General features: G+C 66.3%; 22 protein-coding genes and 3 pseudogenes. 13 read left to right on the top strand and 12 right to left on the bottom strand.

Features of this window, described 5'->3' with window-relative positions; translation table 11 throughout:
* Nucleotides 1–120 precede the first annotated feature (120 nt).
* Nucleotides 121–735, bottom strand: a complete 615-nt coding sequence (locus ACK4SG_RS12220; protein WP_409602138.1) for a cation transporter — start codon at nucleotides 733–735, stop codon at nucleotides 121–123.
* Between the two features lie 59 nt (nucleotides 736–794).
* Between ACK4SG_RS12220 and ACK4SG_RS12225 the strand changes: the two genes are divergently transcribed.
* On the top strand, nucleotides 795–1,196 hold the full coding sequence (locus ACK4SG_RS12225) for a MerR family transcriptional regulator (RefSeq protein WP_112927834.1): 402 nt from the start codon (nucleotides 795–797) through the stop codon (nucleotides 1,194–1,196).
* 152 nt (nucleotides 1,197–1,348) lie between these two features.
* Here ACK4SG_RS12225 and ACK4SG_RS12230 read toward each other — a convergent pair whose 3' ends face one another.
* The gene (locus ACK4SG_RS12230; protein WP_024867893.1) at nucleotides 1,349–1,780 is read right to left on the bottom strand and encodes a MerR family transcriptional regulator; all 432 of its coding nucleotides are present in this window, start codon (nucleotides 1,778–1,780) and stop codon (nucleotides 1,349–1,351) included.
* A gap of 90 nt (nucleotides 1,781–1,870) precedes the next feature.
* Here ACK4SG_RS12230 and ACK4SG_RS12235 point away from each other — a divergent pair, with 90 nt between their 5' ends.
* The 8 genes and pseudogenes from ACK4SG_RS12235 to ACK4SG_RS12270 all read left to right on the top strand — a co-directional run.
* Nucleotides 1,871–2,488 (top strand): cation transporter, encoded by a 618-nt coding sequence (locus ACK4SG_RS12235; RefSeq protein WP_024867892.1) that lies wholly within the window; start codon nucleotides 1,871–1,873, stop codon nucleotides 2,486–2,488.
* A complete protein-coding gene (locus tag ACK4SG_RS12240) occupies nucleotides 2,485–2,844 on the top strand; it encodes a DUF2946 family protein (RefSeq protein WP_028917135.1) in 360 nt (119 codons plus the stop codon). Before ACK4SG_RS12235 ends, ACK4SG_RS12240 begins: the two co-directional genes overlap by 4 nt.
* A gap of 40 nt (nucleotides 2,845–2,884) precedes the next feature.
* A complete protein-coding gene (locus ACK4SG_RS12245; protein WP_043689475.1) occupies nucleotides 2,885–4,162 on the top strand; it encodes a TolC family protein in 1,278 nt (425 codons plus the stop codon).
* Entirely contained in the window at nucleotides 4,159–5,124 is a 966-nt protein-coding gene (locus tag ACK4SG_RS12250; protein WP_081770103.1) for an efflux RND transporter periplasmic adaptor subunit, read from the top strand. The genes ACK4SG_RS12245 and ACK4SG_RS12250 overlap by 4 nt, the downstream gene beginning before the upstream one ends.
* A gap of 10 nt (nucleotides 5,125–5,134) precedes the next feature.
* Nucleotides 5,135–8,317: an efflux RND transporter permease subunit gene (locus ACK4SG_RS12255; protein ID WP_141482367.1), complete on the top strand. Its 3,183-nt coding sequence runs from the start codon at nucleotides 5,135–5,137 to the stop codon at nucleotides 8,315–8,317.
* 42 nt (nucleotides 8,318–8,359) lie between these two features.
* Nucleotides 8,360–8,578, top strand: a pseudogene (locus ACK4SG_RS12260) (cation transporter); the annotation flags it as partial.
* 4 nt (nucleotides 8,579–8,582) lie between these two features.
* Nucleotides 8,583–9,738 (top strand): annotated as a pseudogene (locus tag ACK4SG_RS12265) (IS3 family transposase).
* A gap of 15 nt (nucleotides 9,739–9,753) precedes the next feature.
* Nucleotides 9,754–10,028: pseudogene (locus ACK4SG_RS12270) on the top strand (transposase); the annotation flags it as partial.
* A 40-nt stretch (nucleotides 10,029–10,068) separates the two neighbouring features.
* On the opposite strand, the gene ACK4SG_RS12275 reads toward ACK4SG_RS12270, so the two are convergent.
* Nucleotides 10,069–10,494 carry a MerR family transcriptional regulator gene (locus ACK4SG_RS12275; protein ID WP_043766636.1) on the bottom strand — a complete coding sequence of 142 codons (426 nt, stop codon included), beginning with the start codon at nucleotides 10,492–10,494 and terminating at the stop codon, nucleotides 10,069–10,071.
* 41 nt (nucleotides 10,495–10,535) lie between these two features.
* Here ACK4SG_RS12275 and ACK4SG_RS12280 point away from each other — a divergent pair, with 41 nt between their 5' ends.
* The 4 genes from ACK4SG_RS12280 to ACK4SG_RS12295 all read left to right on the top strand — a co-directional run bounded on the left by ACK4SG_RS12280 (nucleotide 10,536) and on the right by ACK4SG_RS12295 (nucleotide 12,687).
* Nucleotides 10,536–10,892, top strand: a complete 357-nt coding sequence (locus ACK4SG_RS12280; RefSeq protein WP_017355168.1) for a mercuric transporter MerT family protein — start codon at nucleotides 10,536–10,538, stop codon at nucleotides 10,890–10,892.
* Between the two features lie 8 nt (nucleotides 10,893–10,900).
* Nucleotides 10,901–11,188 carry a heavy-metal-associated domain-containing protein gene (locus tag ACK4SG_RS12285; RefSeq protein ID WP_017355169.1) on the top strand — a complete coding sequence of 96 codons (288 nt, stop codon included), beginning with the start codon at nucleotides 10,901–10,903 and terminating at the stop codon, nucleotides 11,186–11,188.
* The gene (locus ACK4SG_RS12290; RefSeq protein ID WP_080354540.1) at nucleotides 11,181–11,393 is read left to right on the top strand and encodes a GDCCVxC domain-containing (seleno)protein; all 213 of its coding nucleotides are present in this window, start codon (nucleotides 11,181–11,183) and stop codon (nucleotides 11,391–11,393) included. Before ACK4SG_RS12285 ends, ACK4SG_RS12290 begins: the two co-directional genes overlap by 8 nt.
* Before the next feature lie 94 nt (nucleotides 11,394–11,487).
* Nucleotides 11,488–12,687: a hypothetical protein gene (locus ACK4SG_RS12295; RefSeq protein ID WP_036196073.1), complete on the top strand. Its 1,200-nt coding sequence runs from the start codon at nucleotides 11,488–11,490 to the stop codon at nucleotides 12,685–12,687.
* A 36-nt stretch (nucleotides 12,688–12,723) separates the two neighbouring features.
* Here ACK4SG_RS12295 and ACK4SG_RS12300 read toward each other — a convergent pair whose 3' ends face one another.
* The 9 genes from ACK4SG_RS12300 to ACK4SG_RS12340 form a co-directional block, all read right to left on the bottom strand.
* The gene (locus tag ACK4SG_RS12300; protein ID WP_038053347.1) at nucleotides 12,724–13,827 is read right to left on the bottom strand and encodes a hypothetical protein; all 1,104 of its coding nucleotides are present in this window, start codon (nucleotides 13,825–13,827) and stop codon (nucleotides 12,724–12,726) included.
* A gap of 19 nt (nucleotides 13,828–13,846) precedes the next feature.
* Complete coding sequence (locus ACK4SG_RS12305; protein WP_409602147.1) at nucleotides 13,847–15,922, bottom strand: heavy metal translocating P-type ATPase; 2,076 nt, start codon at nucleotides 15,920–15,922, stop codon at nucleotides 13,847–13,849.
* Nucleotides 15,923–16,037: 115 nt separating this feature from the next.
* The gene (locus tag ACK4SG_RS12310; RefSeq protein WP_259303852.1) at nucleotides 16,038–17,711 is read right to left on the bottom strand and encodes an ABC1 kinase family protein; all 1,674 of its coding nucleotides are present in this window, start codon (nucleotides 17,709–17,711) and stop codon (nucleotides 16,038–16,040) included.
* Complete coding sequence (locus tag ACK4SG_RS12315) at nucleotides 17,656–20,121, bottom strand: xylulose 5-phosphate 3-epimerase (protein WP_223809478.1); 2,466 nt, start codon at nucleotides 20,119–20,121, stop codon at nucleotides 17,656–17,658. The genes ACK4SG_RS12310 and ACK4SG_RS12315 overlap by 56 nt, the downstream gene beginning before the upstream one ends.
* Nucleotides 20,118–21,509 (bottom strand): MBL fold metallo-hydrolase RNA specificity domain-containing protein, encoded by a 1,392-nt coding sequence (locus tag ACK4SG_RS12320; RefSeq protein WP_114958835.1) that lies wholly within the window; start codon nucleotides 21,507–21,509, stop codon nucleotides 20,118–20,120. The genes ACK4SG_RS12315 and ACK4SG_RS12320 overlap by 4 nt, the downstream gene beginning before the upstream one ends.
* A 79-nt stretch (nucleotides 21,510–21,588) precedes the next feature.
* A complete protein-coding gene (locus ACK4SG_RS12325; RefSeq protein WP_190280997.1) occupies nucleotides 21,589–22,137 on the bottom strand; it encodes a hypothetical protein in 549 nt (182 codons plus the stop codon).
* Nucleotides 22,134–22,799: a methyltransferase family protein gene (locus ACK4SG_RS12330; RefSeq protein WP_190280998.1), complete on the bottom strand. Its 666-nt coding sequence runs from the start codon at nucleotides 22,797–22,799 to the stop codon at nucleotides 22,134–22,136. Before ACK4SG_RS12330 ends, ACK4SG_RS12325 begins: the two co-directional genes overlap by 4 nt.
* Before the next feature lies 1 nt (nucleotide 22,800).
* Nucleotides 22,801–23,109, bottom strand: a complete 309-nt coding sequence (locus ACK4SG_RS12335; RefSeq protein ID WP_114958838.1) for a DUF2933 domain-containing protein — start codon at nucleotides 23,107–23,109, stop codon at nucleotides 22,801–22,803.
* Between the two features lie 118 nt (nucleotides 23,110–23,227).
* Nucleotides 23,228–26,380, bottom strand: a complete 3,153-nt coding sequence (locus tag ACK4SG_RS12340; RefSeq protein ID WP_409602151.1) for an efflux RND transporter permease subunit — start codon at nucleotides 26,378–26,380, stop codon at nucleotides 23,228–23,230.

Here is a 26,380-nt window from a genome sequence, read left to right on the forward strand (position 1 = left end):
CGTGGCCCAACTCATGCAGCTCACCGATAGCCGCCAGAGTCGGTTGCAACACGAGCGCCAACATCAGGCTGACGATGGTCAGCCAGTGCAGAAGCTTGCGGCGGTGGCGGGCGGCTGGCGTCATTTGCTGGACTTGGACTCTGAACGCGCATTGCGCGCGTCCGACAGGATCTCAAGAGCTTCCTTAATTACGTACAGGCCGATAAGGGTACCAATCACGTAATCGGGATACGGTGAGGCCAGCACGAGGACCAGGATGCCGGCCACGATGACGCCGACGTTCGCGACCACGTCGGCGCGGGTGAAGATCCAGGTGGCACGCAGGTGGACTTCGCCGGACTTCAAGGGTGCCAGCAGCCGCAGGACGGTCAGATTGACAACCAGCGACAGGCACGCAGTGCCGATCATCCAGCCGCTGAGCGGCTCGGCGCCCTGGAATACGCGGCGGCCGACTTCCAGCAGCAGCCCCAGACCTAGCATCAGCAGCACGCTGCCGCTGAGCCATGCGGCATTCGCTTTGAAACGGGCACCGCGCCCAATGGCCACGAGACCAATTGCGTAGGCCGTTGCATCCGACAACATGTCCAGCGCATCGGCGAGGAGGCCGGTCGACTGGCCCATCCAGCCCGCCACGCCGCCGATCACCGCCATGGCTGCGTTGAGCACCAGCGCGATGGTTAGGATCCGGCGTTCTTGCGCACTCTTCGCTTCGTGGTGGCAGCCGCAGTCGCTCATCGTTGTCCGGGGTTGGCTCGGACTACATACTAAAGTCCGTAGCCACTACAGGGTCAACCATGAAGATCGGGGAAGTGTCCGCCTCCAGCGGCTGCCACATCGAAACAATCCGCTACTACGAGCGGATCGGCCTGATGACCGCACCCGACCGAACGGCGAGCGGGTATCGGCAATATCGCGACGCCGACATTGATCGCCTCCGCTTCATAACGCGCGGCCGTGCGCTCGGCTTCAGCCTCGAAGAGTTGAAGAGCCTGCTGCGGCTAGCGGAGGAATCCCAGCTTTCATGCAGCGATGTGGATCGCTTGGCACGGATCCATCTCGTGGATATCCAACGGCGTCTCGCCGATTTGCAGCGCATGGAACGCGAGCTTCAGCGCACGATCGAAAGCTGCAGCGGGCGGGAGCGTGCAAGCTGCAGCATTCTTGGTGCTTTGAAGGCCGACACATCCAGTATGTAACGCAATGTGCGATGTCCGCTTCTGGCCGCATGCGGACGTTGCCCGGGGAGGGCAGGGCGGCGGATAAGGGGCCGTTATCGTGGCTAGCAGCCGACAAGTTCGCCTGCGCTGCGTGTTTTTGCGTCCGGCGGCCTCCAGATACCGTTCGAGGCTCATGAGCGGCACCCCGGTTCCGGACATGAAACCTGGGCGCTGCCCGGCCGGCGCAGTGCCCCCAGGATGGTGCACGTTCCGCGCTCGCCGCCGGCGCAGTCGGCAATGACCCGTTCCAGTTCCGACGCCATACGCTGCAACTCTGCGATGCGCCCCTGGATATCGGCCAGATGGGTGCGGGCCATGGCGTCGACGTCGCGGCACGACATGGTGGGGTCGTCGTCCAGGCGCAGCAGGCTGCGGATCTCCTCCAGGCTGAAGCCCAGCTCGCGCCCTCGGCTGATGAAGCGCAGCCGGTCGACATCGGCGGGGGTGTAGGAGCGATAGCCGCTGTGCGTGCGCTTGGGCGGCGACACCAGGCCCGAGCGCTCGTAGTAGCGGATGGTCTCCAGGTGGCAGCCACTGGCGGCGGCCGCTTCGCTGATCTTCACGTGCTTGACTCCGTAGCTACTACAGACTTTATCCTTCGCCGCATTCCGCCGCCACCCTGGCCGGGTGGCATCTGTTCGACGAGGACCCCGATGAGCGATTGCGGCTGCCACCATGAGGCAAAGAACGCACAGGAGCGGCGCGTACTGCGCATCGCCCTGGTGCTCAACGCCGCCATGGCGGTGATCGGCGGCCTTGCCGGCTGGATCGCCCAGTCGACCGGCCTGCTGGCCGACGCCCTGGACATGCTGTCCGACGCCACCGCCTACGCGATCGGCCTGGTGGCCATTGGGCGCACCGCCCGCTTCAAGGCGAACGCGGCTTGGCTCAGTGGCAGCGTGCTGCTCGTGCTCGGTATCGGCGTGCTGGTGGAGGTGGGCCGGCGCGTCGTCTATGGCGCCGAGCCGCTCAGCGGCTGGATGATCGGCACCGCGCTGCTGTCGCTTGCGGTCAACGTCACCGTCCTGCGCCTGCTTGCCCCGCTGAAGGCGGGCGAGGTCCACCTGCGTGCCACCTGGCTGTTCACCCGCGCCGACGTGGTGGCCAACATCGGCGTCATCCTGGCCGGTGTATTGGTACTCTGGCTCGCCACCCCGTACCCGGATTACGTCATCGGCACCCTGATCGGCCTGTACGTGATCAAGGAAGCCATCGAGATCCTCGGCGATGCCCGCCGTGCCCGCGCCGAATCGAAATCGCCCTCTGCATGACCTCGCGCCGTCCCCCGCTGTCCCTCTGTCGCTGGCTGATGCTGGCGGCATTGGCGTTGAGCGTGGTCCTGCAGCCGGTGCTGGGCTCGGTGAGCGAATTGCACGAGCTGTCGCACGGCGCCGCGAGCGTGCACGACATCAGCGAAACCGGAGCGCCCGATGAAGAGGGCAATGCCGCCGGCACGCTGCACGTCATGCACCACTTGGCTCACTGCTGCGGGCATGTGGTGCCTACACCCGCTGCACCGCTGGTGCTGCCCCGGATCAGTCACAGCGAACCCACGAACCTGACGGACTCGCGCCTTGTGCCTAGCGGGCGATGGCTCGCCCCCTTCCGACCTCCGATCTCGGCCTGACGCCCCACCGGCGCTGGCCCTTTCCGATTGGAGTGTTTCCATGTCTGTGCGACTTGCGGCGTTCGCCGCACTGGTCGCCGTGTCCGCCATTGCATGGCCGGCGAACGCGGCTGATCGACTCTCCCTGGACGACGCATTTGCGCGCGTCGCCGAATCCCATCCCGATCTGCGCCTGCTCGGGGCGCGACACAACGTGCTCGCCGCCGAACTGGGCCGCGCAACCCTGCGCCCCCCACTGGTCGCCGGCGCCAGCGTCGAGAACGCTTTCGGCACCGGCGAGGCGAGTGGCCTGAGCGGCGCGGAGCTGACCCTGACCCTGGCGTCGGTGCTGGAGCGTGGCGGCAAGCTCGATGCGCGTCGCACGCTGGCGCAAAGTCGCATCGATGCCCTGGCGGTCGAGCGCGAGGCCCGGCGCCTCGACCTGCTGGCGGAAGTCGCGCGTCGCTACTTGGCGATGGTCGCCGCGCAACGCCAGCGCGAGATCGCCGAGCTCGACATTGCCCAGCGGCAACGTACCGTCGCCGGAGCGCGGCAACGGCTGCAGGCCGGCGCTTCGCCCGAGTCGGTCGTGCTGACCGCGCAGGCGGCCCTGGCCCGAGCGGAGTTGGATCGTGCCCGTGCCGAGCAACGCCATGCGGCGGCGCGGCAGCACCTGGCCGCCCTGTGGGGCGAGCGATCACCCACCTTCGACGCGGTGGCTGGCGACCCGACGGTCCTGCCCGAGGTGCCTGCGTTTGCCACCCTGGCGAGCTTGCTGGAACAGACGCCCGAGCTTGCGCAGTTCGTCGGTGAGCGCCGTATCCGTGAGGCGCGCCTGCAACTCGCGCGTGCCGATGCCAAGGCGGATCTGGATTGGGAAGTCGGCATCCGCAGGTTGCAGTCAACAGACGACTTGGCCCTCGTGGGCAGTGTGTCGATGCCGCTGGGCGCGAGTCGCCGCGCGCAGCCGGAGATCCGCGTGGCCGAGGCCGAACTCACCGCGCTGGAGATCGAACGCGAGTCCAAGGGGCTGTCGCTGTATTCGACACTGGCCGAAGCGCACGGGCGCTACCTCACGGCGCAGGTGGAGCTGGATCGGCTGCGCACCGACGTGATGCCCAAGCTCGCCAGGGCCGAAGCGGCGGCCGAGCGCGCCTACCGCGCCGGGGCCATCAGCTACCTGGAATGGGCGCAGTTGCAGTCCGAACGCACCGCCGCGCGCAAACAACAACTCGACGCCGCGTTTGAAGCCCAGCGCGCCCTTATCGAAATCCAACGCCTGACCGGAGCGCCTTTCGTGGCGGCACCGACACGGGCGACGCAAGGAGACACCCCATGAAGTGGATGCACCGGATCAGCGCGCTGACGCTGGCTGTCCTGTTGGGCGCTTGTGGCGGCGCCAAGCCCGCGGGTGAGCCCGGCCATGAAGACGAATCGCAGGCCGAAGCGGGCGGCCACGAAGAGGAAGGTCACGAAGAGGCGATGGATCGCACCACCATCGCCGCGAAGGTGGCGCAGGACGCCGGCATTCGCGTTGCACCGGCTGCCGCCGGGGTGATCGCCGACGAGCACGAAGTCCAGGGATTGCTCACGCCCGTCGAAGGCCGCGTCGCCAAGGTCATGGCGCGCTTTCCCGGCCCGATCCGTACGCTGCGCGCCAACGTGGGCGACCGCGTGCGGGCCGGGCAGCCGCTGGCCACGATCGAGAGCAACCTGAGCCTCACCACCTACACCGTGCCTGCGCCGATTTCCGGCGTGGTCCTCGCGCGCAACGCGTCGATCGGAACGGTCGCCGGCGAGGGCGCGGCGCTGTACGAGATCGCGGACCTGTCGGAGCTGTGGGTGGACCTGCACATCTTCGGCGCGGACGCACAGCACATCACCGCCGGCGTACCGGTGTTGGTTACCCGCATGAGCGATGGCGTCACCGCCGAAACCACGCTCGAACGCGTGCTGCCGGGAACCGCCACCGCGAGCCAGAGCACCGTGGCGCGTGCCACGATCCGCAACCTCGACGGCCTGTGGCGGCCGGGTTCCGCGGTAAAGGCGCGGGTGACGGTCGATCACCAGCCCGTTAACCTCGTGGTCCCGCTCGGCGCGCTGCAGACCGCCGGCGAGGACGATGTGGTGTACGTGCGCCGGGGCGACACCTACGTCACGCGCCCGGTGCGGGGCGGGCGCCGCGACGCACAGCGCGTCGAGATCGTGTCCGGCCTGAAGGCCGGCGAGCAGGTCGTGGTCGAGCAGAGCTTCCTCGTCAAGGCGGACATCGAGAAATCGACCGCCGAGCACGAGCACTGAGGTCGCCGCCATGCTCGAAAAAATCATCCGATTCGCCATCGCGCATCGGTGGCTGATGTTGCTGCTCACGCTCGCCCTGGTCGGGCTGGGCGTGTGGAGCTTCACGAAGCTGCCGATCGATGCCACGCCGGACATCACCAATGTCCAGGTGCAGATCAATACCGAGACGCCGGGCTACTCGCCGCTGGAGGCCGAGCAGCGCGTCACTTTCCCCATCGAGACGGCGCTGGCCGGCCTGCCGCGCCTGGACTACACCCGATCGCTGTCCCGCTATGGCCTGTCGCAGGTTACCGTCATCTTCGAGGACGGCACCGACATCTACTTCGCCCGCCAACAGGTATCCGAACGCCTGCAGCAGGTGAAGTCGCAGCTGCCGGAAGGATTGGACCCGGACATGGGGCCCATCGCCACCGGCATGGGCGAGATCTTCATGTACACCGTCGACGCCGATCCGACGGCGCGCAAGCGGGACGGCACACCGTATACGGCCACCGACCTGCGCACCCTGCAGGATTGGGTGGTGCGTCCGCAGATGCGCAATACGCCGGGCGTTACCGAGGTCAACACCATCGGTGGCTTCGAACGGCAGATCCACATCACGCCGGATCCGGCCAAACTGGTGGCGCTGGGCTTCACCCTGCATGACGTGGTCACGGCGATCGCGGCCAACAACCAGAACGTCGGCGCCGGCTACATCGAGCGCAACGGCCAGCAGTTCCTCGTTCGCGTACCGGGCCAGGTTGCCGATCTCGATGCCATCCGTGAGATCGTGCTGGACCGGCGCGAAGGCGTGCCGATCCGGGTACGCGACGTGGCGCTCGTGGGCGAAGGACCGGAACTGCGTACGGGTGCCGCTACACAGAACGGCCGCGAGGTGGTCATCGGCACCGTTGTGATGCTGGTGGGCGCCAACAGCCGGGAGGTATCGCAGGCCTCCGCGGCGAAGCTCGAAACGGCAAACGCGAGCCTGCCTGAGGGCGTCACGGCCCGTCCAGTCTACGACCGCACCGCACTGGTCGACCGCACGATCCACACCGTCGCCAAGAACCTCATCGAGGGCGCGATCCTCGTCGTCGTCGTGCTGTTCCTGCTGCTGGGGAACGTCCGCGCTTCATTGGTCACGGCGGCGGTGATTCCGCTGGCGATGCTGTTCACCGTTATCGGCATGGTGCGCGGCGGCGTGTCGGGCAACCTGATGAGCCTGGGCGCGCTCGATTTCGGACTCATCGTCGACGGCGCCGTGATCATCATCGAGAACTGCCTGCGCCGCTTCGGCGAGGCGCAGCACGCCCTCGGCCGCACCATGACGCGGGAGGAACGCTTCGACCTGACCGCGGTCGCGACGGCCGAAGTCATCCGTCCCAGCCTGTTCGGCGTCGGCATCATCACCGCCGTGTACCTGCCCATCTTTGCGCTGAGCGGCATCGAAGGAAAGATGTTCCACCCGATGGCGATCACCGTGGTGCTTGCGCTGACCGGTGCGATGCTGCTCTCGCTCACCTTCGTGCCGGCGGCCGTCGCCACCTTCCTGGGCGGCCGCGTCGAGGAGAAGGAAAACCGTCTGATGGCATGGACCAAACGCCGCTATGCACCGATGCTGGCCTGGTCGTTGAAGCGTCGGGGCTGGGTGCTAACTGGCGCTGCCGCCTTGGTAGTGCTGTGCAGCTTGCTTGCTACCCGTCTGGGCACCGAGTTCATTCCGAACCTGGACGAAGGCGACATCACGGTGCAGGCGCTGCGCATTCCCGGCACCAGCCTGACCCAGTCGGTAGCCATGCAGGAAACACTGGAGAAGACGCTGGCAGGCTTCCCGGAAGTGGAACGCGTGTTCGCCAAGATCGGCACTGCCGAAGTGGCCAGCGACCCCATGCCGCCGTCGATTTCAGACACCTTCGTGATGCTCAAGCCGCGTGAGGACTGGCCCGACCCACGCAAGCCGAAGGACGAGTTGCTGGAGGAGATGGAAGCGGCGATCACCAGGCTGCCCGGCAACAACTACGAGCTGACCCAGCCCATCCAGATGCGCACCAACGAGCTGATTTCCGGCGTGCGTGCGGACGTGGCGGTCAAGATCTATGGCGACGACCTCGACCAGCTGGTCCGCACGGCGGCGCAGGTGCAGCGAGTGATGGCGGCCGTGCCCGGTGCGGCCGACGTCAAGACCGAACAAGTCGCCGGCTTGCCGCTGCTGACCGTGGTGCCGGATCGCCAGGCGCTCGTGCGTTACGGGCTCAACCCAGGCGACGTGCAGGACACGGTGGCCACGGCCGTAGGCGGCGAGGTGGCCGGCCAGTTGTTCGACGGCGATCGGCGCTTCGATCTGGTCGTACGCCTGCCCGAAGGTGTGCGCCAGGACCCGGCCGCACTCGCCGATCTGCCGATCCCGCTGGGCAGCAACGGCGAGGCCGACGAATCGAGCCGGCCGGCAAGCTGGGTGGGCGGTGCGCCACGCACGGTGCCGTTGCGGGAAGTGGCGCGCATCGAGTCCACGCTTGGCCCCAACCAGATCAACCGCGAGAACGGCAAGCGCCGCGTGGTCGTCACGGCCAATGTGCGCGACCGCGACCTCGGCGGCTTCGTCAACGAACTGCAATCGGCGATCGAAGCGAAGGTCCGGGTACCCACTGGCTACTGGATCGAATACGGCGGCACGTTCGAGCAACTGATCTCCGCGAGCCGGCGCCTGGCGATCGTGGTCCCGGTGACGCTGGTGATCATCTTCGGCCTGTTGTTCATGGCCTTCGGTTCGGCGAAGGATGCGGCCATCGTGTTCAGTGGCGTGCCGCTGGCGTTGACCGGCGGCGTAATCGCACTGGCATTGCGCGGCATTCCGCTGTCGATCTCCGCTGGCGTCGGCTTCATCGCGTTGTCGGGCGTTGCCGTGCTGAACGGCCTGGTGATGATCGCGTTCATCCGAAAGCTCCGTGAGCAAGGCGATTTTCTCGACAATGCGATCGTGGATGGGGCGCTGGGTCGCTTGCGCCCGGTGCTGATGACGGCGCTGGTGGCCTCGCTCGGTTTCCTGCCGATGGCGCTCAACGTAGGCGCAGGTTCGGAAGTGCAGCGCCCGCTGGCGACGGTCGTGATCGGCGGCATCGTGTCCTCGACATTGCTGACGCTGCTCGTGCTGCCGGCGTTGTATCGCTGGCTGCATCGGCAGGCGGAGGGTTCACCGCGGGCTGCGAACGCTTGATCGAAACTTCATGCAGGCTGCGGCCACTTAGGAGCACAAGACATGGGTGCAGGACACGATCACGGGCTGGGCGAAGTCCAGCATGAGAAACCGTTGTGGTGGGCCTTCGGACTCACCGCCGCCTTCCTGGTCGCCGAGGTGGTGGGTGGCCTCGTCACCAACAGCTTGGCGCTGCTGTCCGACGCGGCTCACATGGCCACCGAGGGTTCACCCCCGTTTTCACGGACACTTACGAGAAGGCCGATCGAGGCCATGAGGAGTGTTCATGTCGAAGCGAAGGAAGTTCAGTGCAGAGTTCAAGCGTGGCGCGGTTGAGCAGGCGAGCCAGCCGGGCGTCAGCTGCGCTCAGGTGGCACGGGAGCTGGGGATCCGGGACACGCTGCTGACCCGCTGGAAGCGAGAGGCCCAGAGCCAAGGCAAGGTGGCCTTCGGCGGCACCGGCTCGCCCCGGGATGAGGAACTCGCCCGCCTGAAGCGCGAGCTGGCCCGGGTGAAGAAGGAGCGGGATTTTTTAAGAGAAGCGGCGACGTTCTTTGCCAAGGGATCGTCCTGAGGTATCAGGCGATCGAACGTTGCCGCGATGAGTTCCCGGTTCGGCTGATGTGCCGCTGCCTGCGGGTCTCGGCCAGTGGTTACTACGACTGGAGCAAGCGCCTGCCAAGCACCCGCCAGCTCGACAACGAGCGCTTGCTCGACCGCATCCGTGAGCTGCATGAAGACAGCCGGGGCACGCTGGGCGCCGGTCGGATGCAGGAAGATCTGGCCGATGCCGGCGAACCCGTCAGCCTGAACCGGGTGGCGCGCCTGATGGCTGAAGATGGCCTGGAGGGCTGGCCGCGGCCGAAGCGGCGTGGGCAGCGTGGCCGGCCCGCGCTGACGCCGCCGGGCGTGCGCAACCTGCTGGAACGGGACTTCACTGCGCTGGAGCCGGAGACCAAGTGGGTCACCGACATCACCGAACTCAAGACCGGCAGGGCAAGCTGTGCCTGTGCATCGTGCTGGACCTGTTCGACCAGCGCGTGGTGGGCTGGTCGATGCACCATCGGCAGGATCGGCAGATGGTGATCCGGGCCGTGCAGATGGCGGTCTGGCAGCGTCAGGGCAGCGACCCGGTGATCCTGCATTCCGATCGCGGCAGCCAGTTCCGGAGCGGCGACTACCAGCGTTACCTGGCGGCCAACGAACTGGTGTGCTCGATGAGCGCGGTGGGCCATTGCGGTGACAACGCGGCGTGCGAAGGCTTCTTCGGCCTGCTCGAGCGCGAGCGGGTCCACCGCATGACGTATCCGACACCCGATGCCGCCAGGGCTGATGTGTTCGAATACATCGAGCGGTTCCACAACCCGAGGATGCGGCGCAGGGTGGCCAGGAAAGACCGGAAGCTGTCAGCTCTTTTACAACCGTCCGTGATTTCGGGGTAGAACCCCGCGGTACGGATGGTGCTGGAGCATCAGGGCGAGCACGGATCGCAGTGGGCGGCGATTGTCTCGATCGCAGGCAAGGTAGGGTGCACGCCCGAGTCGCTGCGTCGCTGGGTCCGTCAGGCCGAGCGTGACCGCGGCTTGCGCAGCGGGCCGACTACCGACGAGCAGGCGCGGATAAAGGCGTTGGAGCGGGAAGTACGCGAGCTGCGCCAGGCCAACGAGATCCTGCGCAAGGCGTCAGCGTATTTTGCCCAGGCGGAGCTCGACCGCCGGTTCAAGCCATGAGAGGGTCGGCAGGGATTCGTGTAAAAACGGGCCGAAAGTGAGCTAACTGCCTGTCGCAGCTGGCTTTCTTGGCCGCTCCAGAAAATCGAGGGTTGGGCAGCACTCTCCCGCCGGCACTTGGGCGCACCGCGCTATTTTCTGTTCGAGATCCCTCTCCAGCTGTCGCAGCTCGCGGATTCGTAGACGGACATCGACGAGCTTTCGCTCGGTCAGCTGACGGGTCTGCTCGCAAGAACGTTCGCCTGTGATCTCTAGCAGGCCAGCGATCTCGTCGAGGCTGAATCCCATCATCTGAGCGCGCCGGATGAACTGAAGCCGATTGACATCGTTTTCGTCGTAACGACGCACGCCTCCTATGGGTCGCTCGGGTTGACGCAGCAGCCTACGTCGCTGGTAGTAGCGCACGGTTTCGACGTGCACATCGGCCGCCGCCGCCAGCCGGCTGATCGTAAACGTGTTCGGACGCACGGCTTGACTCCGTACCTAGGTACAGAGGCTAGTATGCTCTGATGCAAACAACCCCGGCCAAATCGTCTGTTCCAGCCATCGTTGGCGCGAGCATCGCCGCCATTGGCGCATCGGTCTGCTGCGTCGTGCCGCTGGTGCTGGTCCTGCTGGGCATCAGTGGCGCCTGGATCGGCACCCTGACAGCTCTCGATCCCTTGAGGCCCTGGTTCAGCGCCGCCGCCGTACTGTCCTTGGCCGTGGCGTTTTGGATGCTGTATCGACCGGCGGCACGGTGCGGTGTGGATGGCAGTTGCATCGCCCCGGACGCTCTGCGACGCAGGCGACGTTGGCTCTGGTTGGCGACAGCCCTCATCGTCCTGTTGCTGCTGTTTCCCTATTACATCGTCTGGATTCTGTAGGAGGCGCGATGCACAAGTGGATACTGGCCCTGGTGGCTGCTCTGTCGGTCGGTGCCGCTCTTGCGACGCCCGCAACCGTAGTGATGCTCGATGCTGAGAACATGACCTGTCCCGCCTGCGGCATCACCATCAGGAAGGCGCTGGAGAAGGTGCCGGGCGTGGCCGATGTGAAGGTGGACACCCGGGCTGAAACAGTCACGGTGACGTTCGAATCGAGCCAGACGGATGCAGCCGGAATCGCGCGTGCAGTCACGGAAGCAGGCTTCCCGGCCAAGGTGCGGACTGGCGGTGAGTGACGTCAAGCTGGAAAGCATCTTGACCTGCCCGGAGTGCGGCCATCGGGCGACCGAGACAATGCCCATCACAGCGTGTCAATTCTTCTATGAGTGCACGGGCTGTGGAGCGGTTTTGCGTCCGCATCAAGGCGACTGCTGTGTGTTCTGCTCGTTCGGAACAGTGCCATGTCCACCGATCCAACAGAACAATCCCTGTTGTGGTTGAACCGCGGACTCCGATAATAGTTGGACAGACAGGCTGCGAGATCGACTGTGCCACCCTGGAAAGCGCGCCGCTCAACCAGCGGTGTGCATGCGAAGTGGTCGACATCCTCCGTCTGCACGAGTCGATCCGGGGTGCCTTTCCGGAGTTCACGACTGATCCCGCCGTACACGCGCACTTATTTTCACCCTATGCCTTGTTCGTTGATCGGCCCGCGTTGGAGGCCATGGGACGAGTCGCGGCGGCGGTCTTCGACGTCGCAGGAAACCCGGGATATAGCCAACGGGTCCTGCAATGGGCCCCTGACATTGCAACCCATGATCCGGGTTCGGCGGGGGGCGTCCTGGGTCTGGACTTTCACCTGACGGTCGATGGGCCGCGGCTGATCGAGGTCAACACCAATCCAGGCGGTCTGCTCCTCAATGCCTTGTTGCTCGATGCCGTGCGGTCTTGCGCGCCGCCAGCATGGGCCACCTGGACCAACGCGGCCCAAGCGCGTGATGCGGCCGTCACGGCCTGGATGGAGGATGCTCGGCAGCAATCCGGGCGCACGCCGTCGCGCCTGGCCATCGTGGACAGCACTCCGCGAGCGCAGTTCCTTTACCCCGAGTTTGAGCTGTACGCGAACGCGTTTCGGGACCATGGCGTGGACTGCGTGATCAGCGCTCCCGAGGATTTGTCGTTTGGTTCGGACGGGCTTGAGGATGCCCACGGTCGAATCGACACTGTCTACAACCGGTTGACCGATTTCGCGCTCGAGGATGCCTCGCATGCAGACATTCGTGAGGCTTACCTGGCAGGGGACGTCGCGCTGATGCCGCATCCCCGAGCACACGCGCTGTTTGCCGACAAGCGCAACCTTGCGGTGCTCGGGGACCCGGCTCTGCTCGGCGGGTTCGGGGTCGATGCGGGTTCGACGGCACTGCTGGGCCAGGTGATCCCGCCCACGGTCGAACTCGTGCCCGCGAACCGGGATGCGTTGTGGGCAGTGCGCAACGGATATTTCTTCAAGCCTGCAGCAGGGTTTGGCAGCCGTGGGAGTTATCGGGGCGACAAGTTGACCCGGCGGACTTGGGCGTCTATGGCGTCGGCGACCTACATCGCACAGGCCTTCGCGCCACCGAGCATGCGGATCGTGCATGGGGGCCAGTCCCTCAAGGCGGATGTGCGCTGCTTCGCGTCCGAGGCGGGTGTCCTGTTGTTCGCGGCCAGGCTGTACCAGGGCCAGACCACGAACATGCGCACCCCCGGTGGTGGATTCGCAGCGGTGCTCACGTCGTCACGGATCGAGGAGTGATTCCCCACCGGAGCCGACCCTTGGGGCGTGTCGTGGCTACAGCCAGGCGAGTGCCGATTCAGCCAGTTCGCGTTCCTCATCGATCGCGACGTTCCATATGCTCGGCCCGCCGCCGCGGTCGATCCGCGTGGCTCCAGCATCGTTGACGTCAGGTGCCAGCGCCAGGCCGAGCCAGGCCAGTCGCGCGACGATGCGAGCCCGCAAAACCGGCGCGCGATGGCCGATGCCGCCGGAAAAGACGACATGGTCGAGACCGCCAATTGCCGTGGCCATGGCCGCGATGGACTGCGCAATCCGGACTGCAAAGAGCTCCACGGCAAGCTGGGCCTGCGGGCCGGGATCCGTCAGCAACACGCGCATGTCGCCATGGCCGGCGATTCCGGCAAGGCCTGCACTGCGGTACAGGCCGTTTTCAAGCGCCTGCGCATCCAGGCGTTCATGCCTCAGCAGATACAGCAACGCGCCGGGATCGAGATCTCCGGAGCGGGTAGGGCTCGGGATTCCACCCAGCGGAGTGAGCGCCATGGTGGTGTCGCGGCTGCGGCCGCCCTCGACGGCGCAGACGCTGCAGCCACCCCCCAGATGCGCGAAGACAGCGCGGCCCTTCAGGATTCCAGCGTCGTGGCTGGCCAATATGCGGAGCGCGGAGGCAAAGGCGAGTCCATGGAAACCGTAGCGGCGGATGCCCAGCGCATCCCATGCTTCAGGGACAGGCAAGCGCCGGCTCCAGGGCGCGAGCGACGCGTGGAAGTCGGTGTCGAAGGCCACGCCTTGGCGCGCGTGCGGCCAACGCATGCGCGCGGCACGCGCGAAAGCGAGGGCTACCGGCTGGTGCAAGGGTGCGAACGGCACCAATGCATCCAGTTTCGCGAGCACGGTTTCGTCGAGCTCGCGGGCGTCGTGCAGGTCACCGCCATGTACGATTCGGTGCACCACCACGTCGGGGCTGGGCCACGGCTCCGACAATGCCTCGAGCAGGGTGGCAAGGCGCTCCTGCGCATCCACGCCGACTGGAATTTCGGCCCGGGAGCGCTCGAGCAGACGAGACTGCGCGCCGTGTCCCTCAGTGTTGAACAGATAGGACGCGCCCTTGAGGGTGGACGAGCCAACGTTGAGTGCAAGAAGCCGGCGCGTGGTCACAGGTGTCCCCGAATCATGTTCATGGGGACCGCACCGCCCGGCGCAACAACTGCGCATTGATTGCCACAACGACGGTGCTCAGCGACATGAGCACTGCCCCAAGCGCAGGTTGCAGCAGGATCCCCCATGCGGCGAGAACGCCAGCGGCGAGAGGGATGGCGACGATGTTGTAGCCGGCGGCCCACCACAGGTTCTGGATCATCTTGCGATAGGTGGCCTTGCTCAATTCGATGATCGCTGGCACGTCGCGCGGGTCGCTGCGCACGAGTACGACGTCGCCGGCCTCGACCGCGACGTCCGTCCCTGTGCCGATGGCGATGCCGACGTCGGACGTGAGCAGCGCCGGAGCGTCATTGACACCGTCACCCACCATCGCGACGCGCTTGCCCTGGGCCTGCAGCTCCTCGATCTTTGCCACCTTGTCCTCGGGCAATACCTCGGCGAAGACGGTGTCGATGTTGAGTTCCTTCGCGACCGCGTTTGCGACCGCCGTGGAATCACCCGTCAGCAGGACAACCTCCAGTCCTTCGTCGTGCAGCCGCTTGACCGCGTCGAACGATTCGGGACGGATGGCATCCGCGATCGCAAATACGGCGAGCACCCGGTCGCCTTCCACCAGGTAGGTTGCAGATTGACCATCGGCTGCCGCTGATTCGGCAGCCCGCCGAAGCGTCTCCGGCGGTTCGACCGCGAGCATTCTCAACAGACCCGGCCCGCCAACGTGAAGCGAGCGCTCCTCGACGACTGCGCGCACGCCGCGTCCCGGCATGGACTCGAAGTCCTGCGACATCGGAACGTCGATGCCATGTTCCTTGGCGCTGGTCATCAGCGCCTGCGCGATCGGATGTTCAGCGTCGCGCTGGACCGACGCGGCCACGCGAAGCACCTCGTCGTCGGTGAGTCCATCGGCGGCAGTGGTCTTTACGACGCGGTGCGAACCGAGCGTGAGCGTGCCTGTCTTGTCGAACACGACCGTGTTCAGCAAACGGGCCTCTTCCAGGCCGCGTCGATCGCGCACGAGCAGGCCGTTCCGTGCACCAATCGTGGTCGAGATGGCGGTCACCAGCGGGATGGCCAAACCCAGCGCATGGGGACAGGCGATCACGAGCACGGTCACTACGCGCTCGATCGTGAAGCTCCACGGTCGACCGAGGAGTGGCCAGACAATGGCGGTAACCGCGGCGGAGACGATGGCGATGATCGTGAGGTAGAACGCCGCCCGGTCCGCCAGGGCCTGGGCGCGCGAGCGCGACGTCTGGGCCTGCTCGACGAGCCGCATGATACCCGCGAGCGCGGTCTCGTCGCCGGTTCCCGTCACCTCGACACGCAACGAGCCCTGTCCGTTGACGGTGCCGGCGATCACCCGGTCGCCCGTCGACTTGTCCATCGGCTTGGACTCGCCGGTGATCATCGCTTCGTTGACGGCGCTGGTCCCTTCCTTCACGACGCCGTCGGCGGGAATGCTCGCGCCGGGCCTGATGAGCAGCAGGTCGCCGCGCTTCAGTTCCGCGACGGGGACTTCCTTCGCGGTACCGGCCTCATCCAACCGCACCGCCATGTCAGGCAGCAGCTTCGCGAGTTCCTTGAGAGCGCCCTGTGCCTGGTTGATCGAACGCATCTCGATCCAGTGGCCGAGCAACATGATCGCCACCAGCGTCGCCAGCTCCCACCACAGATCCAGTCCCTCGACAAGGCCGAGCGTGACCACGGCGCTGTAAACAAAGGCGACGGTGATCGCAAGCGAGATCAGCGTCATCATCCCCGGCAAACGACTGCGCAGTTCCTGGTATCCGCCGCGGAGGAACGGCGAGCCGCCGTAGAAGTACACGACCGTGCCGAACATCGCGGGGATGTACGCCGCGCCCGGGAACTGCGGTGCGGTGTAGTCGAACCAATGCTGGATCATCCCGCTCCAGATCAACGTGGGGATGGTCAGCAGCAGCGTGAGCCAGAACTTGTCGCGGAAGCCCGCCGCGCTGTGGCCGGCATGCTTGTCGTGCCCGGCATGGGCGTCGCCATCGCCACGCTTGCGGGAAACAGGCGATTGTTCGCTATGTGCCTGGTGATCTTGATGATGGTGGTTGTGTTGCGTCATGGGTCTGCCTTCCTGGATGCACTGATGCACTGGGCGTCAGCGGGGAGATAGATCAGGGGTTTTGTTACAGACTGTCGGGAAATCGGCCATTCCCGATGTTCGTTGCTCCGGCTGGTCACAGGTGCCCCGATCTGGCGATGGCCATTACCAGCCGCAGGGATAGCAGGCCCGCTGCAGTGAAGGCCAGCACCGCCATGACAGGCAGGTGACCGAACACTTGCGGGCCGTCGGAATGCAGGCTCAACAGCGCACCGCTTACGTACAGGCCCAAGGTGACCAGGGCCAACGCCAGCCGGTTGCCCGTGCGCGCGATTGCCTCCTGCGTGGAACTCAGGCCATGGTGGTGTACGGAGAAGGCGGGTCGTCCGTCGCTCAGTTGCGCCTGCCGCAACAGGTCGGTGGCGATCTGTGGCAGTTGGCGCGCAGTGCGGGCCAGCCGCATGGCAAGCGGCCTGTTGCCGCTGGGGCGGCTGGCTTCGGCAATGTCGGCGATCGCGGCCGCCTGCGCGGACAGCGTCCCCAGCAGGTCCAGATCCGGATCCAGCGCCCGCAGCGTGTTCTCGACCAGGAACAGCGTCCGGATCAGGGACAGCAGGTGGGCCGGAAGCCGGAAGCCAGCGCCCTGCCCAATGCGTGCCACGCGCCAGATTGCCTCGGCAATGGACCACTGCGCCAGCGGACGGCTGGCCATCTCGGCCAGGATCAGGTGGATCTCGCGCACATGCGAGCGGCGGTCGACCTGCGGCGGGAAGAAGCCCATGGCGATCGCTGCATCCAGCACGCCCTCGGCGTCGTCGGCCGCAATGGCCTCGACCATGCCGCCGAGCGCGAGCCGGGATGCAGGGTCGAGCACGCCGATCGAGCCAAAGTCATGCAGGCACAGGCGACCGTCGTCAAAGAAGAACAGATTCCCCGGGTGCGGGTCGGCATGGAAGACGCCGGCGCCGAAGAGCTGATGCACGTAGGCACCGAGCAGCGCCCTTGCCAGTGCGGGAGCGGCCGCTGTGCCGTACGCGGCCTCCAGACGGGTCCCGTGGCTTCGATCCTGCACAAGCACGTTGCGGGTGGCATACGGCTCGACGACGTGCGGCTGGGTGATGCCGGGCAGGGCATCCAGCACCTTGGCCATGCGCCGCATGTTCTGCGCCTCGTGACGCATGTCGATCTCGTCACGCAGGAATGCGCCTAGTTCGTCCACCAGTTCGAGCGGCCGGTGGCGTTTCAGTGGCGGCCAGATCCACTGGGCGACGCGCATCGTGCGCCGCAGGAGCAGCAGATCCGCCTGCACCTGGGCATGGATCCCGGGGCGGGTGATCTTGACGACCACATCGCGACCATCATGCATGCGCGCTGGATGGATCTGGGCCACTGAAGCCGCGGCCAGGGGCTTGTCATCGAAGCTGGCGAAAAGTTCGCCGACCGGCGCGCCAAACGCCTGTTCGACGATACGCATGGCCTCCTCCGCCGGGAAGGGGGGCACATCGCTGTGCAATCGCGACAACGCCTCGCGGTAGGGTGCCGGCAGCAGGTCCCAGCGCAGACTCAAGCCTTGGCCCAGCTTGACGAAGGTGGTGCCCAACCCCACCAGGGTGGTGCTGACGTATGCGGGGAGCAGGTCGGGTGCGCGCCGGCGCAGGCGCAGCACGGCGACTCCGAGCTTCAGTCCGGCCCAGGCAATCTGACCTCCGCGCCGCACTGTACCCGCCATCAGCGCGAGGTCCTGGCCGGGCGACTCACGACGCTGGCCCCGTGGCAGGGCGCAGGATCGTGGCCGGATCGCCGCGGCCATCCACTGCCGCCAGCTCCGCTTCGGACAGCAGGCTGCCACGGGACTGGCCGAGGACGTGCGCAGCCGCGTCGACCACGTGTGCCCAGGTGCTGCGGTTGGCGAACAGCAGGCCCGGCACGTCCAGCGTGCCGCCGCGGTTGACGAAGCCCAGCGCCGCGGTGGTGGCCGGGCCGGTGTCGAGCCGGCGGAGCGCGCCGAGGAAGGGCTCCGGACGGGTGTGGGTGACGAATACGCGCGGCCTGCTCACCGGGAACAGCGCCTGAACCGCGGTGTCGGAGTGCACGTACCGTGCCTCCTCCGGATCGCGCGGCGCGCGGAACCGGCCGGGCTCGGCGAGATAGACGATCGCGGCCGACACACCGCGTTCGACCAGACGCGCCTGCGCGCGGCGCACTTCCTGCAGCTGGTACGCGCCGGTGGCTACGAGCAGGATCGCCGCCGTCGCCGGATCGCCGGCCAGGCACGTCGCTCCGATCTCGGCCAGCGCCTTGGCCTGCTGTGGCGTCAACTCATGGGGCACCGGCCGCTTGGGGACGACCAGGGTGGTGACCGTGCCGCGTTGCGCGTAGGCGTGGGTGAGGGCTGCGGCGGCGCCGTTGGCATCGGGCGGAAACACCACGCGCGAGATGTCGGCCATCTCGCCCATGAGCGCCTCGGCCATGGTCGGATCCTGGTGCGACTGCTCGTTCTTCGAGTTTTCCCACGTGTGCGAAGTCAGCACCAGAGGCACGCCCAGCCAGCCGGGCGGGCGTCCGGCCTGCTTCTGATGGCGGGCAAAGATCAGTTCCTGGCGCACGGCGCCGAGCATCTTCGGCGCGAACGCCTCGTAGGTGACCACCAGGTTCAGCCCGCCCTTGTTGCCGAGCGCCGCGCAGACCACGGCCTCCTCGTTGAGCGCGGTGATGACCGCGCCGGTGGTCGATTCGGCGACACCGGGTTCGGGCTCGTGCACCCGGTGCTTCATCGCGTCCAGGGTGCGGTCGAGCTTGTTGCTGCGCAGCTCGTCGGGATTGCCCACGCGCACGCGCAGGCCCGGGTTCGCTTCGGCGATCGCGACAAACTGCTCGTCCAGCGCGGTCATCGGCGAGCTCTCGCCGCCGGCGCCGCGGTCGGCGATCGCCGGCACGCGGGGCGGTTCCACCTGGCGATCGGCCAGCGCATGGTCGCGCTCGCGCACCCGCTGCTGGTCATCGTGGCTGTTGAGTGCGGCGACGGCTTCCTCGAGTTCGGGGAAGGTCACGAACAGAGCTGCAGCGCCCTCATTGAAGAGCGTGCGCGCCTCTGCATCCACCGCCGGATTTCCGGGCAGGGGAAGATTGTGCGAGGCGTTGGTCCCGGCGCCGGGGAAGCCGAAGCCCTTCACGGTTTCGGCGATGCCATAGGGCAGCCGCACGTCGGTATCGGGGACGGCGGCGCCCGCTTGCAGGCGCGATTCCATCACGTGGATGCCCCACGCGATGCTGGCCGGATCGCGCCCGTCCAGCGCGATCGGATCAAAGCCGTTCAAGCGCAGGTGCCGGTCCAACCAGCGCTCGCCGCCTTGCTGGGTGATCTGGCTGCGCTGTTCGATACGCCGCCCGTTGAGGATGATGATCGGGCTGACCAGCCCGCTGTCTTCGGCACGCCACCAGCGCGGCGCCCAGTCGCTGCCGCGCTGTTCTTCGAACGCACCGTCGCTGAGGAACGCCACCAGGCGTTCATCCTTGAGCGGCGCATGCACGTACTGAAGCTCGGCAAAGCCGAGATAGCCACCTTCCATCACGCCCCCGGCGGTATGCGCATTGACGTGGGAGCCCAGCGGCGACGCCGGCGTCCCGTCCGGATTGAGCGTGTAGGCGTAGAAGTCGCCGACGAACCGGCTCAGTCCGGCGTCGGAGCGGTCATAGCGTTCGGCGTGCCTGTCGGTCATGTTGCCAACCAACACGTTCAGCGCGTCGATCGCGGCCACGCAGTGCCCTTGGCCCATCATCCAAGCGCGGGTGACACCATCCAGGGCGTCCATCAGGAGGTAGCCGGCGTAGGCGGGCACCATGTTGAGGGACCCGCCGGTGTGGCCTTCAGGCGTGAGCTTGAAATCGTCGGCCTCAAGGACCGTGCCGTCGGTACGGACCCGCTGGCTGTAGGTCATGTGCGCCACCAGCCACATGCCGGCACTGGCGACGCGATCGGCCGCGGCGAGCCGCTGCCAAGCAGTGCCGGTATTGGGCGTGCGGCCCAGGGCCACCAGTTCGTCCACCATCTGGCGGACCCGCAGCTGGGTGAGCGGGTCATGCCGGATCACGCCGTAGCCGGCTGCCCAATGTGCGAACGCGCGATCAGCCTGCCGGTGGGCATCGGCCAGTTCAAGGATCCGCTGGCGCTCGGCGGCTGACAGCTGGTCGGCGGTGCAGCAGTTGGGGTGCAGGTTCATGGGGTCTCCGGGGAATCCAGTGCAACGCGGTCCAGGTGCTCCGGCACGCGCGCGCGCCAGCCCAGTTCGCGTTGCACGCGCCCGCGCAACGTGTCGGCTGCATCGGGCTCGCCGTGGGTGAGGTAAACGACGCGCGGCGCAGACGGTGCGGTGCGCATCCAGTCCAGCAGCTCGCCCGCATCGGCGTGGCCGGAGAAGCCTTCCAGCTGCACTACCTCGGCGCGAATGGAAACCTCGCGGCCGAACATGCGCAATGTTCGCTTTCCCGCCGCCAGCGCGGCACCGCGTGTTCCACCGGCTTGGTAGCCCGCCAGCAAGATCGCGTTGCGGTCATCCTGGCCGAACGCCTCGACGTGGTGCAGCACGCGCCCGCCGGTGATCATGCCACTGGCCGAGATGATGATCATCGGCCCGCGCTGGCGGTTGAGCGCCTTGGACTCATCCACAGTGTTGACGAAGGTGGCGACCTCAAACATCCGCTGGCAGTCCTCTTGAGACACGCGATGCTCGGAATGGTGAGCGTGGTAGAGGCCGGTGGCGTTGGCCGCCATCGGACTGTTGAGGTAGACCGGTATCCGAGGGATCTCTCCGCGCTCGCGCAGCCGGGCGATATGCAACATAAGTGTCTGGGCGCGACCGACAGCGAACGCCGGGATGACGATCACACCGCCACGGGCAGCCACGCGGCGGATGATCGGCGCGAGTTCCGCCTCTTGGTCGATCGCAACGTGTTCGCGATTGCCATAGGTGGATTCGCAGACCAGCACGTCACAGGCGGGCAGGGGGGTCGGCGGATTCATCAGCGACTCCTGCTGCCGCCCGAGGTCGCCACTGAAATGCAGGCGCTGGCCCTGCGCGTCCACGCTGACGTGGGCAGCGCCCAGGATGTGGCCGGCGGGATGGAAGCGGACTGTGATGCCCGGTGCGACCTCGACATCGCGCTCGTAGTCATGCCCCTTGAGCTGCTTCAGGCTGCGGTGAGCATCGTCTTCGGTGTACAGCGGCCGTGGTTCCTTGTGCTTGGAATAGCCCTTGCGCGCGGCGTATTTCGCCTCTTCTTCGAGCAGGTGCCCGCTGTCGGGCAGCAGCAGACCGCACAGGGCCACGCTGCCGTAGGTGCAGTGGATCCGGCCGCGGAACCCCTGCTTGACCAGCGCCGGCAGATAGCCCGAATGGTCAAGGTGGGCGTGGGTCAGGACGACCGCGTCGATGGTCGAAGGGTCGACCGGAAACGGCGCCCAGTTGCGCTCGCGCAATTGCTTGTAGCCCTGGAACAGGCCGCAGTCGACCAGCACGCGCTGGCCGTTGGCCTCGACTAGATAGCGCGAGCCGGTGACGGTGCCGGCGGCGCCGAGGAACTGCAGGGTGGGGCTGGAATACGTTGCCATGACGTGACTCCTGTTCGCGAAGGAAGTGATTGCAAATGACATGACGGACCGCCGCGGATCCTCGTCACTGCGCGCCCGGTCAGGGGCGAACCAGCTCCACCGTGTCGTTGACCTTGGGGCTGCCGGCGATCACCTCAGCCTCCGCGTAGTGACCGTCGAACAGCCCGGTGATGCGCACCTGACCGACGGATTCCCGGCGATAACGTGGCCCGACATCCCGTGGACCGCGATTACGGCGCTTGTGCCGGATCACTTCCAACACCTGTCCGACCTGGGCGCCGTCGGCCTGTCCGACGCAGACGACAAGCGTTTGGTCCTCTTTCTCCAGCACTTGGCCGCGCATCAAGACGTTGTGGCGGAAGCCGCCCTCGTTCGCGGACGCGACACCCGGCGCTGCGAACGAGAAGGCGAGTGCGCCAGCCATCGCCAGCGCGGCGAACCAGCGGTAGGGATTCGTACGTGGGGCTGCGGAACAGGCAACGGGTGTGACCGTATTCATTGAGCGGACTCCTTGGATGGGGCTTGAATGGAAACGACGATCGGGGACAAGAGCCAGAACGGAAGAGACATGCAGGTCGATAACTGGAACGGCCAAACGCTTTTCAGGCAGTTCCTCAACCTGGGTCACCGGGTTCCTCCCGCCGATGGGGCGGGGGCGCGCCGACGTCGCGGAATGAAGGCGGGGATCTCCTGCATGTAGCTGACGTAATCATTGCCGAAACGGCTCAGGCAGTCTTTTTCCTCACGGCGCGCGAGGCGGGCATAGGCCCACACGAGCACCGGATAGCTGGCGAGTGTGAGCAGCGTGGGCCACTGCAGCAGGAAGCCAGTCAACACCAGCACGAAGGCGACGTACTGCGGGTGGCGCATGCGGGCATACACGCCCTCTCGAGTTATCCGGCCCTCGCGCTGTGCCCGATACAGCACGGGCCAGGAAGCCGACAGCAGCCAGAAGCCACCGCCGATCAGGAAGAGGCTCGCGACGTGGAATGGACCAAAATGCGGGTTGGCGCGCCAGCCGAACCACATCTCGAACAGGTGGCCCGCGTCGTGACTGAGCCAATTGACCTGCGGATAGTTGGCGCTGAGCCAGCCGCCCAGAACGTAGAGCGTCAGCGGGAAGCCATACATTTCCGCAAACAGCGCCACGATGAAGGCGGAGAACATTCCGAACCCCCGCCAGTCCCACCGGGTCAACGGCTTGTAGAAGCTCCAGGCGAAGAAGATGAAGAACGCGGCGTTGACGGCCGCAAGGAGCCAGAGGCCATAGCCATCTTCAGATGCATGCATGTCAGTGTCCTCTGTGTGAGGTGTCGGACCTTTCATCGGTCATTGCAGGCTTGCCACGGGTGTCGGGGCTGCCATTGGGTGTGTCGTCGGCATTGCCGCCGCGCCCGTGACCTCCATGCCCGCCATGTCCTTTGTGCATGAACATGTGCATGAACGGGCACAGCAGCAGGATGGCCAGCGGCAACCAGCGGAGCGTTCCCGCAAGGTGGGCGCGGTGCTCGAAGCCGAGATAGAACAAGGCCAGCACCAAGAACATCCAGAAGACCCAACGTCGGGACCCGGTCGCGTTTTGTGTAGGTTTGGCAGTCATGACGATCCCCTCGGGAAGCGGCGATGGATCACATTCCTCCGGCCGCGCCGCAGACGACCGGAAGAACGGCTCCGCGCGTGCGCGGACCGCCCTGGATCAGGTGCGTGGAAAGTGGGCATCACGGCCCGTCCACGGGCAGTGCGGCAGGTGCCGGCGGCTTCCTGGCCAGTTGCCGCTGCTTGATCAGCGAGTACAGCGCCGGAATCACCGCCAACGTCAGGATGGTCGACGAGACCATCCCGCCCACCATCGGTGCGGCGATGCGGCGCATGACCTCGGAGCCGGTGCCGCTGCTCCACATGATCGGCAGCAGGCCGGCCATGATCGCGACCACGGTCATCATCTTCGGGCGCACGCGGTCGACCGCGCCTTCAATGATCGCTTCGCGCAGGTCCCGTGCATCCAGCGGGCGGCCTTCGGCCTGCCGCTGCGCGGCGCGCACCTCCAGTGCGTGGTCGAGGTAGATCAGCATCACCACGCCGGTTTCCGCGGCGACGCCGGCCAATGCAATGAAGCCCACGATAACCGCGACGCTGGTGTTGTAGTCGAGCAGCCACATCAGCCAGATACCGCCGACCAGGGCGAACGGCACCGACAGCATCACGATCAGCGACTCGGTGACGCGGCGGAAGTTGAGGTACAGCAGCAGGAAAATCAGCGCCAGCGTCACCGGAATGACGACCCGCATTTTTTCGGCGGCGCGCTGCATGTACTCGTATTGACCGCTCCAGGTCACGTAGTAGCCCGATGGGAACTGCACCTGTCGAGTGACCGCTTCCTGCGCCGCCTTCACGTAGCGGCCGAGGTCGCTTTCGCGGGTATCGACATAGATGTATGCGGCCAGCATGGCGTTCTCGGTGCGGATGCTGGGCGCCCCTTTCCTAACCTCGATCTTCGCCAACTCGCCGAGCGGCACCTGCGCACCGCCGGGCACCGGCACCAGCACCTGGGTCCCGATGCGCTGCGGGTCGTCGCGCAGTTCGCGCGGATAGCGCACGATCGCGCTGAAACGCTCGCGGCCCTGCAGGATGGTGGTGACCATCTCGCCACCCAGCGCGGCCGCCACCACGTCCTGCACCTCGCCCAGGGTCACTCCGTATTGAGCCAGGCTGGCCAGGTCTGGGGTGATGTCGAGGTAGTAGGCACCGGTCAGGCGTTCGGCGAAGGCGCTGGTCGTCCCCGGCACCTGCCGCACCACGGCTTCGATCTCGGTGGCCAGGGCTTCCAGCTGGTCCAGGTTGTTGCCGAAGATCTTGATGCCCACGGGCGTTCGGATGCCCGTGGCCAGCATGTCGGTGCGGGCTTTGATCGGCATCGTCCAGGAGTTGGCGACACCCGGGAACTTCAGCGCCGCGTCCATCTCGGCAATGAGCTTGTCGGTGGTCATGCCGTCGCGCCACTGGTCCTCGGGCTTGAGGTTGATGACGGTTTCGAACATTTCCAGCGGCGCCGGATCGGTGGCGGTCAGGGCGCGCCCCGCCTTGCCGAACACCGATTCCACTTCCGGGAAACCCTTGATGACCCGGTCCTGCTGCTGCAGCAGCTCGGAGGCCTTGGTCACCGACATGCCCGGCAGCGACGCAGGCATGTACAGCAGCGTGCCCTCGTTGAGCGTGGGCATGAACTCGCTGCCTACGCGCGATGCCGGCCACAGGCTGGCGAACAGGGCGACCAGCGCGAGCACGATCGTGGCCATGCGGTGCCGCAGCACGACGTCGATCACCGGTCGATAAGCCGCGACCAGGAACCGGTTCATCGGGTTCTTGTGCTCGGGCACGATCTTGCCGCGCACGAACAGCAGCATGAGCACCGGCACCAGCGTCACCGACAGCAGCGCGCCTCCGGCCATGGCGAAGGTCTTGGTGAACGCGAGCGGCTTGAACAGGCGGCCTTCCTGCGCCTCCAGCGCGAACACCGGCAGGAACGAGACGGTGATGATCATCAGGCTGAAGAACAGCGCCGGCCCGACTTCGCGGCAGGCGTCGATGATCAGCTGGGTGCGGCTGCGAGAGCCATCGGAGCGCTCGATGTGCTTGTGCGCGTTCTCGATCATCACGATCGCCGCGTCGACCATCACGCCGATCGAGATTGCGATGCCTCCCAAGCTCATGATGTTGGAGTTCATGCCCAGCACACGCATCGCGATCACCGCGATCAACACGCCGACCGGCAGCATGACGATCGCCACCAGCGCGCTGCGCGCATGGAACAGGAACATCAGGCACACCAGGGCGACGATCAGGCTCTCCTCGAGCAGGGTCGTGCGCAGGGTCTTGATCGCACGCACGATGAGATCGGACCGGTCGTAGACCGCCTGCACGCTGACGCCCTCCGGCAGTCCGCGCGCAAGCTGGGCGATCTTGTCCTTCACCCCACCGATCACGGCCAGGGCGTTCTCGCCGAATCGCGCAATCACGATCCCGCCCACCACGTCGCCTTTGCCGTCCAGGTCGGCGATCCCGCGGCGCTCATCGGGCACAAGCTCGACCCGGGCAACATCGCCTATCAGCACCGGTGCGCCGCCTTCGGCGCGCAGCACCAGGTTCTCGATGTCCTCGATGCCGCGCAGGTAGCCACGGCCCCGCACCATGTACTCGGTCTCGGCCATTTCGATCACACGGCCGCCAACGTCGCGGTTGCTCGCGGCGATCACCTCGGACACCCGCGAAATCGGGATGTCGAACGCGCGCAGCCGCACCGGATCGACGGTGATCGAGTACTGGCGCACGAAGCCACCGACGCTGGCGACCTCGGCCACCCCGGGCGCGGTGGTCAGCTGGTAGCGCAGATACCAGTCCTGCATCGCGCGCAGTTCGTCCAGCGAGTGGCGGTCACTCTTGAGGACGTACTGATAGACCCAACCCACGCCGGTGGCGTCAGGGCCGAGTGCGGGTGCCACGCCGGGCGGCAGGTTCTTCGACGCGACGTTGAGGTTTTCGAGCACGCGCGAGCGCGCCCAGTACAGGTCCGTACCTTCCTCGAAGATGACGTAGATGAAGGAGGCGCCGAAGAACGAGAAGCCGCGGACGTCTCGCGATTTCGGAACTGCGAGCAGGGCGCTGGTCAGCGGATAGGTGACCTGATCCTCGACCACCTGGGGCGCCTGCCCTGGGTACTCGGTGAACACGATCACCTGTACGTCCGAGAGGTCCGGCTGGGCGTCCAGCGGCGTGTTCGTCAGCGCGTAGATGCCACCGGCGACGATCGCCAGCGCCATCACCAGCACCAGGAAGACGTTGCGTACCGACCATTCAATGAGACGGCCAAGCAT

The sequence above is a fragment of the Thermomonas sp. genome (genome assembly GCF_046293095.1).
GTDB lineage: Bacteria > Pseudomonadota > Gammaproteobacteria > Xanthomonadales > Xanthomonadaceae > Thermomonas.

Bases quoted from the DNA above. Each gene is read 5' to 3' on its own strand.
- ACK4SG_RS12335 (WP_114958838.1), bottom strand. From the start codon at position 23,109: ATGACTGCCAAACCTACACAAAACGCGACCGGGTCCCGACGTTGGGTC.
- ACK4SG_RS12235 (WP_024867892.1), top strand. From the start codon at position 1,871: ATGAGCGATTGCGGCTGCCACCATGAGGCAAAGAACGCACAGGAGCGG.
- ACK4SG_RS12220 (WP_409602138.1), bottom strand. From the start codon at position 735: ATGAGCGACTGCGGCTGCCACCACGAAGCGAAGAGTGCGCAAGAACGC.
- ACK4SG_RS12305 (WP_409602147.1), bottom strand. From the start codon at position 15,922: ATGACGCAACACAACCACCATCATCAAGATCACCAGGCACATAGCGAA.
- ACK4SG_RS12245 (WP_043689475.1), top strand. From the start codon at position 2,885: ATGTCTGTGCGACTTGCGGCGTTCGCCGCACTGGTCGCCGTGTCCGCC.
- ACK4SG_RS12320 (WP_114958835.1), bottom strand. From the start codon at position 21,509: ATGGCAACGTATTCCAGCCCCACCCTGCAGTTCCTCGGCGCCGCCGGC.
- ACK4SG_RS12315 (WP_223809478.1), bottom strand. From the start codon at position 20,121: ATGAACCTGCACCCCAACTGCTGCACCGCCGACCAGCTGTCAGCCGCC.
- ACK4SG_RS12330 (WP_190280998.1), bottom strand. From the start codon at position 22,799: ATGCATGCATCTGAAGATGGCTATGGCCTCTGGCTCCTTGCGGCCGTC.
- ACK4SG_RS12310 (WP_259303852.1), bottom strand. From the start codon at position 17,711: ATGGCCGCGGCGATCCGGCCACGATCCTGCGCCCTGCCACGGGGCCAG.
- ACK4SG_RS12280 (WP_017355168.1), top strand. From the start codon at position 10,536: ATGCAAACAACCCCGGCCAAATCGTCTGTTCCAGCCATCGTTGGCGCG.
- ACK4SG_RS12250 (WP_081770103.1), top strand. From the start codon at position 4,159: ATGAAGTGGATGCACCGGATCAGCGCGCTGACGCTGGCTGTCCTGTTG.
- ACK4SG_RS12340 (WP_409602151.1), bottom strand. From the start codon at position 26,380: ATGCTTGGCCGTCTCATTGAATGGTCGGTACGCAACGTCTTCCTGGTG.
- ACK4SG_RS12225 (WP_112927834.1), top strand. From the start codon at position 795: ATGAAGATCGGGGAAGTGTCCGCCTCCAGCGGCTGCCACATCGAAACA.
- ACK4SG_RS12285 (WP_017355169.1), top strand. From the start codon at position 10,901: ATGCACAAGTGGATACTGGCCCTGGTGGCTGCTCTGTCGGTCGGTGCC.
- ACK4SG_RS12240 (WP_028917135.1), top strand. From the start codon at position 2,485: ATGACCTCGCGCCGTCCCCCGCTGTCCCTCTGTCGCTGGCTGATGCTG.
- ACK4SG_RS12255 (WP_141482367.1), top strand. From the start codon at position 5,135: ATGCTCGAAAAAATCATCCGATTCGCCATCGCGCATCGGTGGCTGATG.